The sequence below is a fragment of the Bradyrhizobium sp. USDA 4461 genome (assembly GCF_054055655.1).
Genome location: NZ_JBSRXM010000001.1, coordinates 5,368,091 through 5,380,533, shown reverse-complemented (window position 1 = coordinate 5,380,533; position 12,443 = coordinate 5,368,091). Strand labels below are relative to the sequence as shown.

Below are 12,443 nucleotides of genomic sequence, written 5' to 3'. Positions count from 1 at the left end.
CTGATGACAGTGCGATGAAGCCGGCACCGATGCCCGGATTGCGTGCGCCGGCTGCGATGCGCCTGTGGAACGTTGCATGGTTGCTAATCACATCATCGCGAGCGCGAGACCGATGGTCGTAGCGGAGAGGCGATCAGGACCGCGAGCAACATGTCGTCCATGTCGAAATCGCAACGCAGGCTTGGCAACTTCCGTTCTGGTTCGACGCCAGCTGCGCCGATACTGTCCGGCAAAACAACAGGTGAGGAAAAACGAATCATGTCGGGAATGCAGTTTGCGACGCCACGTCTGAAATCGATTCAGCGCGTCGCGCTGGCTCTGCTGGTCGTTGCCGGGGTCGTCAACTACATTGATCGCGCGACGCTTGCGGTGGCCAATCCGCTGATCCGCGAGGAACTCGGATTGTCCATTGCGGACATGGGTTATCTGCTTTCGGCGTTCCTCTGGGCCTACGCGTTCTCGCAGCTCCCCACCGGCGCGATGGTCGACCGGCTCGGCCCGCGCCTGCTGCTCACCATGGGCCTCAGCCTGTGGTCGCTGGCGCAGCTCGTCGGCGGGCTGGTGCAGAATTTCGGCCAGTTCTTCGGCGCCCGCGTCCTGCTCGGAATCGGCGAAGCCCCGCAATTTCCGACCGGCGCGCGCGTGGTCCGCGACTGGTTCAATCAGCGTGACCGCGGGCTTGCCACCGGCGTGTTCAATTGCGCATCATCGCTCGGCACCGCGATCGCCGTACCGCTGCTGACCTACCTGATGCTGACCTTCGGCTGGCGCGCGATGTTCGTGATCATGGGCGTCGCCGGCCTTGTCGTCGCCGCCTGCTGGTACCTGCTCTATCGCAATCCCGAGCAGGTCGCGCTCACCGCGCAGGAGAATGCCTACCGGACGCAAGCCGATCCGCCCGGCGGGCGCACCAAGGTCACATTCCGCGACTGGTCGCTTCTGTTCCGCTTCCGCACCACTTGGGGCATGATCTTCGGCTATTTCGGCTGCATCTACCTGACCTGGATCTACACCGCTTGGCTGCCGGGTTATCTCGAGATCGAACGCCATATGAGCGTGAAGTACACGGGATGGGCCGCCGCGGTGCCGTTCGCCTGCGGCGTGGTCGGCGGCGTGCTCGGCGGATACATCGCCGATTTCCTGGTGCGGCACGGCGTCGAGCCGCTGCGGAGCCGGCGCTATCCGGCCGCGATCGCCCTGCTCGGCACAGCCGCGTGCACGGTGGCCGCGGCCTATGTCGAGAGCAACGCGCTGGCGATCGCCTTCATCTCGATCTCGCTGTTCCTGGTCTATGTGACCAGCACCTGCGCCTGGGCTCTGAGCTCGGTCGCGGTCCCGACCAATTGCACCGCCTCGATCGGCTCGGTGCAGAATTTCGGCGGCTATCTCGGCGGCGCGCTGGCGCCGACCGTGACCGGCCTGATCGTGCAGACGACCGGTTCGTTCGTGCCGGCGCTGGTCGTCGGCGCCCTGATCGGCGTCGTCTCGGCCGGATGCTATCTGTTCATCGTCGACCAGCCGATCACGGCGGCCGACATGGATGCCGCGGCCGACGCCATCGGCTCACTCGGCGTCGGCGCGAATCGGGAACCGTAATTCCGAACAGGCAGCGGAGAAATCGTAGGGCGGATTGCGCTTCGCTAATCCGCCCTACCGCATCTTACGCATTCACATCAGCGCGCATTCGACGTCACCGCGGCATGAGGATCGGCGCGTCCACAACATACCTTGGTATGCCGTTCTCATTCGTTGTGATGTCCTGTGCTGACGCGTGTACAGTTGAGCGGTGGCAGGCGATTCTTAAACTCGCAGCTACGTCAACGGATGCGCATGAGTTCCGTGATCGGGATCACTGCTCCGAAGCGTGAGTCGCGAAACGATCGCGACAAGCAAATGCCACCTGGAACGCGGGATCTACGAGGAACACTCCGATGATCGTCAACATTCAGAAGCTGGACGGCCTGTGGCACCTCATCATCGGGTCGTGCAAGATCCGAACGCCGTTCCTGGAGACCCAGGACCGGGAGTGGGTGGTCGCGTACGCCCGGCGCGTCTACCCCGGCGCCAAGGTTTTCGAGCGCGACTGACGCTGCTGCGCCGCGCAGCTTATCCCGCAGACAAAAGCCCCGGAGCATGCTCCGGGGCTTTTGCTTTCAACGTGGCAACGCCGCGGCGATCAGCGCAGCGCCGACATCACGATCAGGCCGAGGATCAGCGCGGTCGCGGAATATTTGAGCGTGTAATATACGTTCCGATTCCATTCCTTGACCTTGCGGCTGGCGAGATGGATCTCGTAGAGCTTCCCGAACACCTTGTTCAGCGCGCCGACATGCTCACCGTCGACGTTCTGGGTCGCCGACGCCTTGACGATGTTGTGGCTGACCCAGCGGTTGATGCGGGTCATGAAGCCATACTTCATCGGACGCTCGACGTCGCAGAACAGGATGATGCGGTTGACGTCGGTCTTGTTCTCGGCGCTGTGGATGAAAGTCTCGTCGAACATGAAGGCCTCGCCGTCGCGCCAGACGCATTCGACGCCGTCGACGAGAATGCAGCACTCATTCGAGTTCGGCGTGACGAGGCCGAGGTGATAGCGCAGCGAGCCGGCGAAGGGGTCGCGATGCGCACCGAGCTTGCCGCCGGGCGGCAGCATCGCGAACATCGCGCCGTGCACGTTCGGGATCGAGTTCAAGAGCTCCACCGTCTGCGGGCACAGCGTGCGCGCCGACGGCAGGAAGTCGTCGTACCATTTCAGGTAGAATCGCTTCCAGCCGCTCTTGAAGAACGAATAGAAGCCCCAGTCGTTGTTCTTGGCGGCGGCGCGGATGAAGCCCTCGTCGAACAGCCGCGTAGCCTCGTCACGGATCGTCTGCCAATTGTCGGAGAGCATTTTGAGCTCGGGAAACTGCTCGACCGGAATCACCGGCGTGTTGGGCACCGCGGAGCCCGCATACATCAGCACATTGTAGGGCGCGAGATAGGTCGAGTGATCGCCGAGCTGGCGGGCGAAGCGGAGCCGCTGCTTGCCGCGGAAGTGGACGTAGAGTGTGGAGGCCACCAGCACGTAAAGAATGACGAGCTGCGGCGCGAAGAGCTGTCTCAACATGATCCGTCTATGATCGCAGCCCGCCGACGCCCTTGATGCGCCGCCCCCTGCAGCCTTCCCCCGTGACGGGTGGCTCAGTCAGGGCGGCGAAGCGCGCTACCGTTCCGCGAAAATCCCCTGTTTCATAGTAACTTGGTACTTCAGCAAGCTCTGGCGCGAGCCGAAAGCCTGCTGCCGTGCCATCCCGGATGAGCCATGTAAGCGTCTACTCACCAAATGTGAAGCACCGCCTCATTCGAAGAAGTATCTTGTGGCAACATTCCCACACGATGATTTGCCATTGACAAACTTATTAGATAATTCCTAATCGTAAGATGAACCGCCGAAGATGCGGACATCCAGGGAGGAATGATGAGACATTTGTTGGCGGCAGCCATTCTCGCGGCGATGACCACGGCCGCGCACGCCCAGATTTCCGATGACGTCGTGCGCATCGGCGTGCTGACCGACCTGTCGAGCTGGGGACGCGACAATTCCGGTCCCGGTTCGGTCGAGGCGGCCAAGATGGCGGTGGAGGAATTCGGCCCGACCGTGCTCGGCAAGCCGATCGAGATCATCTCCGCCGACCACCAGATGAAGACCGACGTCGGGGTCCAGATCGTGCGCGGCTGGTTCGACAACACCAAGGTCGACGCCGTCGTCGACATTCCCAACTCCGGTATCGCGATCGCCGTGCACAACATGGTGCGCGAGCGCAACAAGATTGCGCTGTTGTCCGGTCCCGGCGCGAGCTCGCTGACCGACGAGCTGTGCAGCCCCAACACCGTGCACTTTACCTACGACACCTACGCGCTTTCGAAGGTGACGGCGTCGGCGGTGATCGCGGAAGGCGGCAAGTCCTGGTACTTCATCACCGCGGACTACGCTTTCGGCCAGCAGCTCGAGAAGGATGCGACGCGCTTCATCAACGAGATGGGCGGCAAGGTGCTCGGGGGCGTCAAGCATCCGACCAACACCGCCGACTTCTCCTCCTTTGCACTGCAGGCGCAGAGCTCGAAGGCCGATGTAGTGGCATTCGCCAATGCCGGCCAGGACACCGACAATTCGATCAAGCAGTCCGGCGAGTTCGGCCTCGTGCGGGGCGGCCAGAAGCTGGTCGGCCTCCTGATGTTCGACACCGACGTGCATGCGATCGGCCTCAACGCCGCGCAAGGCACCTACATGACGACGGCGTCCTACTGGAACATGGACGAGAAGACCCGCGCCTGGTCGAAGAAATTCTTCGCCCGCACCAACGTGATGCCGACCATGATCCAGACCGGCGTCTACGGCTCGGTGCTGCACTATTTGAAGGCGATCCAGGCCGCCGGCACCGATGATCCCAAGGCGGTGATGGCCAAGATGCGCGAGCTGCCGATCGAGGACACCTTCGTGCATGGCGGCAAGCTGCGCGAGGACGGCCGCGTGATCCGCGACATGTATCTGGCCAAGGTGAAGAAGCCCTCGGAATCTAAGGAGCCGTGGGACTATCTTGACATCATCAAGACGGTGAAGGGCGAGGACGCCTTCCGTCCGGTCTCCGAGTCGAAGTGCCCGCTGCTCAAGAAATAGGATCGATCGCGTGGCCCACGAAGAAACCTATGAATGCGACGCGCTGGTCGTCGGCTCCGGCTGCGCCGGGCTGTCGGCGGCGGTCACCGCCGGCCATCACGGACTGAAGGTCCTCGTCGTCGAGAAGGAGCCACGCTTCGGCGGCACCACCGCGCGCTCCGGCGGCTGGCTGTGGATTCCCGGCACCTCGCTGGCCAAGGCCTGGGGCATCGAGGAAAGCCCTGACCAGGCCAAAACCTATCTGCGCCACGAGGCCGGCAACAGCTTCGATGCCGCGCGCGTCGATGCGTTCCTGACCGAAGGACCGAAGGCGGTCGACTTCTTCACGACCAGCACCGCGGTTCGCTTCGACATGCCGCTGACCTTCCCGGACTATCACGCCGAAGCACCCGGCGGCGCGCAGGGCGGCCGCTCGATGGTGACGCGGCCATTCGATGCCCACGAGCTTGGGCCGGCCCTCAAGGATCTCGGCAGCCCCCTGCCCGAGCTCACCGTGTTCGGCATGATGCTCGGCTCCGGCAAGGAGATCGTGCATTTCATGCGCGCGACGCGGTCGCTGAGCTCGGCGGCCTATGTCGCCAAGCGATTGTCGAAGCACGCCATCGACGTGATGCGCAACGGCCGCGGCATGACCCTGACCAACGGCAATGCGCTGGCCGGACGGCTGGCGAAATCCGCCTTCGACCTCAAGATCCCGCTCTGGCTCAACTCGCCGGTGCGCGAATTGATCGTCGAGAACGGCGTGGTGCGCGGCGCGGTGGTCGTGCGCGAGGGCCGTGCCATCCGCGTCGACGCGAGGCGTGGCGTCGTGCTCGCCTGCGGCGGCTTCCCGCACGACGTCGCACGGCGGCAGAAGATGTTTCCGCATGCGCCCACCGGAAAAGAGCATTATTCGCCGGGCCCGCCCGGCAACACCGGCGACGGCCTGCGGCTTGCGGAATCCGCCGGCGGCCGCATCGACGATTCGCTGCCGAATGCTGCGGCCTGGGTGCCGGTCTCGGTCACCACGCGCAAGGACGGCTCGAAGGGCGTGATGCCGCATTTCATCGACCGCGCCAAGCCCGGCGTGATCGCCGTGATGGCCGACGGCAAGCGCTTTGCCAATGAAGGCAATTCCTACCACGACTTCGTGCAGGCGATGATCAAGGCGGCGAAGCCTGGCGAGGAGATCGCAGCGCACCTCGTATGCAATCATGCGACGCTGCGCAAATACGGCCTCGGCTGCGTGCCGCCGCGGCCGATGCCGCTCGGCCATCATCTCAAGACCGGTTACCTGAAACGCGGCGCGACGCTCGCGGAGCTTGCCGCGCAGACCGGCATCGATGCAAAAGCCCTCGAGGCAACAGTCGCCGAGTTCAACATGACCGCGGCCGAAGGGCGGGATCCCGCCTTCGGCAAGGGCTCACGCGCCTACAACCGCTACCAGGGCGACGCATTGCACGGGCCCAATCCCTGCATCGCGCCGATTCAGCACGGGCCGTTCTACGCCATCAAGATGGTGATCGGGGATCTCGGCACCTATGCCGGAATCCGGACCGACGCCAATGCCCGTGCGCTCGACGCCGACGGCCAGCCGATCGAGGGCCTCTATGCGGCCGGCAACGACATGGCGAGCATCATGGGCGGCAACTATCCCGGCGCCGGCATCACGCTCGGCCCCGCGCTGACCTTCGGCTATATCGCGGGCAAGCACCTCGCGGGTGCAATGGAGGAGCGAAACGCAGCATGAACCGACTCCCGTCGCCCTGAGGAGGCCGCAACGCGGCCGTCTCGAAGGGTCGACGGCCCGACTGTGGCCGTGCATCCTTCGAGACGCCGCTTCGCGGCTCCTCAGGATGACGGAGAAAGACGGATGCAGTGCGCCAGGATTGTGGTGCCGTCACGCGTCTCGCGGACGGCATGGTTTCCTGCTAATTGCGACAGCACGAACGCGAACAGGGGCACATGGCCAGAGAAAGCCGCGGCATACAGTCGATCGAGGTCGGCGGAGAATTGCTTCGCGCGCTCGCGCGCAGCGGCGAGCCGATGATGCTGCGCGATCTCGCGCGCGAGGCCGGCATGCCACCGGCCAAGGCCCATCCCTATCTCGTCAGCTTTTCCCGCATCGGCCTGATCGAACAGGACGAGACCACCGGCCGTTACGAGATCGGTGCATTGGCGCTCGAGCTCGGGCTGATCAGCCTGCGCCGGCAGTCCGCGGTGCGGATCGCAACGCCGCGCATCGCCGCCCTTGCCGACAGCATCAATCACGCAGTGTCGCTGTCGGTGTGGGGCACCCACGGCGCGACCGTGGTGCGGCTCGAGGAGCCGAGCCATCCCGTGCACATCGCGATGCGCGTCGGGTCGGTGGTCGCGCTATTGGAGACCGCGACCGGCCGGGCCTTCGCCGCCTTCATGCCGCCGAACGCGATCAGGACCGCGCTCGACAGCGGCCTCGACCGCCTCGGCGTCGGCTTCAATCCGAAGCGTGAGACCGCCGGCGCCAAGATCACGGAGCTGCTCGCCGAGGTCCGCAGCCGCGGCCTTGCACGCGCGATCGGCGATCCCCTGCCCGGCGTCAACGCCTTCGCCGCGCCGGTGTTCGATCACGCCGGCCACGTCGCGCTGGTCATCACCGCGATGGGCCCGGAAGGCACCTTCGACGCGGGCTGGGACAGCGCGATCGCAACCGCCCTGCGCAGCTGTGCCGGCGATATCTCGCGGCAACTCGGACACAGCACGGTGCAGACATCAAGCTGATGGAGGCTGCCCCCTCCGGTCGGGAGAAGGCCTTCTCGTTATGCTGCATGCGGAGCGGAGGGAGTATTGGCTCAGCGCTCCCTGAAGGCCTCGGACGTAACCTTTGTAAGCGGCGAGAGCAGATAGCTGATGATGCGGCGATTGTCGGTCTTGACTTCGGCGGTCAGGGTCATGCCCGGCGTGAGCGGGATGATGGCATCATCGATCTTCATCGCCGTCTCCTCCAGCGCTATAGTGACGAGGAAGACGAAATTCTGCGGCTGCCCCGGCGCGCCCGGCTGGTTTGCCATCGCATTCACGGTGCTGGTCGGATTGGCCTGCTGGCGTCGAGCGGTCTGTTCATCGATCGCATCATTGGCCACGTTGATGACCTTGCCGTGCAGCGATCCGAAGCGGGTGAACGGGAAGGTATCGACCTTGACCACGACGTCCTGGCCGACTTTGACGAACCCGATATCGGTGTTCGAGACGTAGACCTCGGCCTGCAGTTTCCCGCCGTCCGGGACGATGCTGAGGAGCTGCTGGCCGGTGGTGACCACCTGGCCGAGCGTGGTGACGGCAAGCCCCTGTACGGTTCCGGAGGTCGGGGCAAGCAGTTTGGTGCGGGCCAGCTTGGTATTGGCCTTGGCATATTGCTGCACGGCGTCGTCGAGCTTCTTCTCGGCGTCGGCAAGCTTCGTGCTGTTGTCAGCGATGAAAGTCGCGAGATCCTTGTCCTTCTCGGCTCCCAGTTCGGCGATCGCGGCCTCGGTCTCGAGCAGCTGGCCCTTGTCGCTGGCAAGCGACGATCGTGACTTGTCCAGCGACTCCAGCGCATCAAACAGGTTGATCTTGGTGCCGACCTCGAGCTTGAGTGATGCCTCGCGAACCGCCACGCGGTCCTGCAGTGTTTTGATCAGTTCGGTCTGATAGGCGATGCTCATGTTCAGACGTTCTCGGGTCGCGTGCTTCTGCGCGATCTGCTTCTCCAGCGTCCCGAGCGTCTCGGCGAGCTGGGACACGTCCGCCGCCAGGACACGCGTCTCACGGCCGCGGAAACCGGGCGGTACATCGTCCTGCCATTCGATCTCGGTAACCGGAAGCAGCGGCTTGAGCGGCCAGGCCTTGGCCTGATCGATCGCCACTTTCCGCCGCGCGACCTCCGCGCGAAGCGCGCTCGCCGCCTCGCTTTGCCGCCTGGCCTCGGCCTCTGCCTCGGCGGCATCAAATGTCATCAACTCCTGCCCGGGCTCGACATGCATTCCGTTGGTCACAGACAGCGAGACCACGGTACCCGGATCGAAAGGCTGGATGAACTTGGTTTGGCCGGACGGAACGATCTTACCGAGCGCCACGGCATGCACGTCCAGCTTGCCGAACACCGACCAGGCAAGCGCCGCTGCCACGAATGCGCAGATCGTGAGCATCAGCGCCACCTTGACCGGCGACGCAGGAGTTTCCAGGATTTCGAGCGCGGACGGCAGGAACTCGCGGTCGGGACCGCGAACGTCCGACTTGAACGGAAAGAGAGCCTGGCGAACCGGCGTGACGTCCTTGCCCATCACTTTGTCCAATCATTCTGCAGCGACCACAGACGCGCGTAAAGGCTGCCGCTGTTTGCAATCAGTTGGTCGTGATTTCCCTGCTCGACGATCTTCCCGTCGGACATGCCGATGATCCGGTTGCACGGCCGCACCGCGGCGAGTCGGTGCGCGATGATGATGACGGTACGCCCCTTGGTGATGGCGCGCATGTTGTTCTGGATGATGCGTTCGCTCTCGTAATCGAGCGCGCTTGTCGCTTCGTCGAGGATCAGGATCCGCGGGTTGGTCGCAAGCGCTCGGGCGATGGCGATGCGTTGACGCTGCCCCCCCGAGAGGTTGCTGCCGCGCTCCTCGATCATCGTGTCATAGCCTTGCGGCAGCGCACCGATGAACTCGTCCGCACCGCCCAGACGCGCGACGTGCATCACCTGCGCACGCGTCATGGCGGGGTTGGCCAGCGCGATGTTCTCGTGAATCGTCCGGTTGAACAGCAGGTTTTCCTGCAGCACGACTCCGATCTGCCGGCGCAGCCAGCTCGGGTCGAGTTGCGCCACGTCCACGCCATCGAGCAGAACCTGGCCACGCTCCGGCAGATAGAGCCGCTGAATCAGCTTGGTCAACGTCGACTTGCCCGAGCCTGATGGCCCGACGATCCCGATCACTTCGCCGGCCTTCAACCGCAGCGAGACGTTGCGCAGAACCTCGGGGCGGCCAGGCTGATAGCGGAACGAGACCTCGCGCAACTCGATATCGCCTTTCGGTGGCGGCAGCGTCGGCAGGCTTGCCGGAATCGGCTCGACCGGCGTGTTGAGAATGTCGCCCAGTCGTTCGACCGACACCTGAACCTGCTGCAAATCCTGCCACAGTTGCGACAGCCGCAAGATCGGCTGCAGGACCTGGCTCGAGATCATGTTGAAGGCGATCAATTCGCCGACCGTCATCGACCCGGAGATCACCGCCTGCGCGCCAAATAGCAGGATCATCGCCGTGGTGAGCCTGCCGACATACTGGATCAGATTCTGCCCGAGGGAGCCCAGCATCGACGCTTCGAAGGATGTGCGTACATACGCGGCCAGCCGGTCTTCCCACTCCGCCTGCATGATCGGCTCGACACTGGCGGCCTTGAGCGTCAGCGCGCCGACGATCGACTCGACCAGGAATTGCTGGCTACGTGCGCCGCGATTGAATTTCTCCCGGATCTTCTCGCGCAGAAACGGGCGGATCAGGCCCGCGATGAGGATGTAGAGCGGCAGCGTCGCCAGCACGACGAGCGTCAATGGCACGGAATAGAGGAACAGGACACCGACGAAGACAAAGGTGAAGAACAGGTCGAGAAGCGACGTCAGTCCCTGGCCGGTGAGGAAGTTCCTGATGGTCTCGAGCTCGCGCACGCGCGCGATCGTCTGGCCTGTTGCACGGGTCTCGAAATAGGCGATCGGAAGCCGGAACAGATGATGGAACAGCCGCCGCCCGAGTTCGACATCGATGCGGTTGGTGGTATGGCTCAGGGCATAGGTCCGAAGGTATTGCAGCGTCGCCTCGAACAGGCCGAGCGACACCATGCCTACGACCAGCACGATCAACGTCGACATCGCCTTGTGAACGAGCACCTTGTCGACCACGAGCTGGAAGAACAGCGGCGTGATCAGGCCGAATATCTGCACAAAGAACGAGGCCAGCAAGACGTGCGAGAGCACGCGCCGGTAACGCCAGATCGACGGCAGGAACCAGCTGAATCCGAACGTCTTCGGATCGATGCCGGCGCCGCCGGCCCGCCGCGTGACCAGCACGATCTCGCCGTTCCATTGCTGGGACAATTGCTCGAGATCGACTTCGGCGGTGGCGCGCCGCACAGGGTCGGCCAGACGGAACTGGCCGGTCTTGGCGCCGGGCGCGAGCACCAGGAAGCCGCCTTCCTTGAGTCCGATAATGGCCGGCAACGGACACCTTGTCAGACGCTTCGCCGTGGCGTTGGTGATCCAGCGCGCCTTCAACTCCAGACGTTTTGCGGCCGCAACGAGGTCCGCGGACTCGGCCATCCGTCCGGCCAGCCCCAGTTCGTGGCCGAGCTGCCGCGGATCGGCGGCGATGCGGAAATAGCCCGCCACCAGCGCCACGGAATACAGGCCCGTGTCGACCTTTTCGACCGACGCCGGAGCGTCGTCATCGCGGATTGCTGATTGCAACGTCATGACTATCCCTTGCTACCACCGCAATACCGCTTTCAACACCAAGGACCCGTTCGACGCTTGCTCTTGCCGGTTTGCCGGGCCTGGCCGGATCGAACTGTCGAACAAATTCCATCCATTCCGGCAGGCAGCGCCGCTTCAGATCGTACCGATCGACGATGGTGCGGCGCGCAGCTTTCCGCAGGCCCTGAAACCGCGACGGCGCCGCCAGCGCCTCGATCGTGAGCTCGGCGAGCCGTTCCGCGTCAAAGAAATTGACCAGCAGTCCGTTCTCGCCGTCGACGATCACCTCTTCGACGGGCGCCGTCTTCGAGGCGATCACCAGCGCGCCGGCGCTCATCGCCTCCAGCATCGACCAGGACAGCACGAACGGATAGGTCAGATAGAGGTGCGCGCTCGATATCTGCATCAGCGCGACGAATCTGTCGTACGGGATCGATCCGACGAAATGCACCCGATCGAGCGGCAGCGAATCCCGGACCTCTTCCAGGAAGATGTTTTTCCAGCTGCGGCCGTCCCGCGGCCGCGGTCCATAGGACGCGCCATCGCCTCCCACGATCACCACCTGGGCGTTCTTTCGCTCCGCGAGGATCGCCGGCAGCGATCGCATGAAAATATGATAACCCCGGTAGGGTTCGAGATTGCGGTTGACGAAGGTAATGACTTCGTCCTTGGCGCCGAGCGTCCGGCCGTTCGGCAGCACGAAGGTCGCTGCCGGATCGGGTGCCACGACGTCGGTGTCGATGCCCTCGTGCAGCACCTGGATCTTCGATTGCAGATGCGAGGGATATCGCGCCCTTTGCCACTCCGTCGGAGCGACCGCGGCGTCGGCGTCGGCCATCGAGAGCAGGATCGGCGCGTTGTTCAGGCGCGCGGCATAGCGTTCGTTGAACGTCAACGTCGCGCGGAACTCGGGATCGAAACCGATATTGGCCCCGTCGGCCGAATAATAGAACTCGGCGTGGACCGCGAGCTTCGCCGACGGCCAGACGTCGCGCACCGCGAGCGCTTCGCCCCATCCGACATGGCCGAAGACGAGATCGGGAACGTACCCTTGATCCCTCAACTTCAGCATTTCGTCGGCGGCATGCCGTCCACGCACCACGTGTTGCGAGAAGGAAGCCGCTAGCGGAGAGGGCTTGCCAATATTCGCTTCATTGAAGCGGTAGCGCCGGACCGGCACGATTTCCGGCCTGGTGTTACGACTATCGCAGAGCGCCAGGACGTCGTCGCCGGACTTTTTCAAGAGCTGCGCGATGTGTCTGAACTGCGCCGGAAAGTTCTGGTGAATGAAAAGAACGCGCATGATCTGATGTTCGGTTTGAAATGATTTTC

General features: G+C 63.8%; 9 protein-coding genes. 5 read left to right on the top strand and 4 right to left on the bottom strand.

Going from position 1 to position 12,443, the window contains the following annotated elements; translation table 11 throughout:
* The first annotated feature begins 258 nt into the window (after positions 1–258).
* Together ACVINW_RS24900 and ACVINW_RS24895 are read left to right on the top strand one after the other, a co-directional pair.
* Positions 259–1,596, top strand: a complete 1,338-nt coding sequence (locus ACVINW_RS24900) for an MFS transporter (RefSeq protein ID WP_456753748.1) — start codon at positions 259–261, stop codon at positions 1,594–1,596.
* Between the two features lie 335 nt (positions 1,597–1,931).
* A complete protein-coding gene (locus tag ACVINW_RS24895) occupies positions 1,932–2,087 on the top strand; it encodes a hypothetical protein (protein ID WP_456753747.1) in 156 nt (51 codons plus the stop codon).
* An 89-nt stretch (positions 2,088–2,176) separates the two neighbouring features.
* Here the strand turns inward: ACVINW_RS24895 and ACVINW_RS24890 are convergent, their stop codons facing one another.
* On the bottom strand, positions 2,177–3,106 hold the full coding sequence (locus tag ACVINW_RS24890) for an aspartyl/asparaginyl beta-hydroxylase domain-containing protein (protein ID WP_456753746.1): 930 nt from the start codon (positions 3,104–3,106) through the stop codon (positions 2,177–2,179).
* Between the two features lie 351 nt (positions 3,107–3,457).
* On the opposite strand from ACVINW_RS24890, the gene ACVINW_RS24885 reads away from it, so the two are divergent.
* The 3 genes from ACVINW_RS24885 (at position 3,458) to ACVINW_RS24875 (ending at position 7,396) form a co-directional block, all read left to right on the top strand.
* Entirely contained in the window at positions 3,458–4,657 is a 1,200-nt protein-coding gene (locus ACVINW_RS24885) for an ABC transporter substrate-binding protein (protein ID WP_456753745.1), read from the top strand.
* Positions 4,658–4,667: 10 nt separating this feature from the next.
* On the top strand, positions 4,668–6,386 hold the full coding sequence (locus ACVINW_RS24880; RefSeq protein ID WP_456753744.1) for an FAD-dependent oxidoreductase: 1,719 nt from the start codon (positions 4,668–4,670) through the stop codon (positions 6,384–6,386).
* 215 nt (positions 6,387–6,601) lie between these two features.
* Entirely contained in the window at positions 6,602–7,396 is a 795-nt protein-coding gene (locus ACVINW_RS24875; protein WP_456753743.1) for an IclR family transcriptional regulator, read from the top strand.
* 71 nt (positions 7,397–7,467) lie between these two features.
* Here ACVINW_RS24875 and ACVINW_RS24870 read toward each other — a convergent pair whose 3' ends face one another.
* Genes ACVINW_RS24870 through ACVINW_RS24860 form a run of 3 tightly spaced genes read right to left on the bottom strand, consistent with a single transcriptional unit; the run spans position 7,468 to position 12,414 of the window.
* Positions 7,468–8,937: an HlyD family type I secretion periplasmic adaptor subunit gene (locus ACVINW_RS24870; RefSeq protein WP_456753742.1), complete on the bottom strand. Its 1,470-nt coding sequence runs from the start codon at positions 8,935–8,937 to the stop codon at positions 7,468–7,470.
* Positions 8,937–11,111 (bottom strand): type I secretion system permease/ATPase, encoded by a 2,175-nt coding sequence (locus ACVINW_RS24865; protein ID WP_456753741.1) that lies wholly within the window; start codon positions 11,109–11,111, stop codon positions 8,937–8,939. The genes ACVINW_RS24870 and ACVINW_RS24865 overlap by 1 nt, the downstream gene beginning before the upstream one ends.
* Complete coding sequence (locus ACVINW_RS24860; RefSeq protein WP_456753740.1) at positions 11,083–12,414, bottom strand: glycosyltransferase; 1,332 nt, start codon at positions 12,412–12,414, stop codon at positions 11,083–11,085. Before ACVINW_RS24860 ends, ACVINW_RS24865 begins: the two co-directional genes overlap by 29 nt.
* Positions 12,415–12,443: the final 29 nt, after the last annotated feature.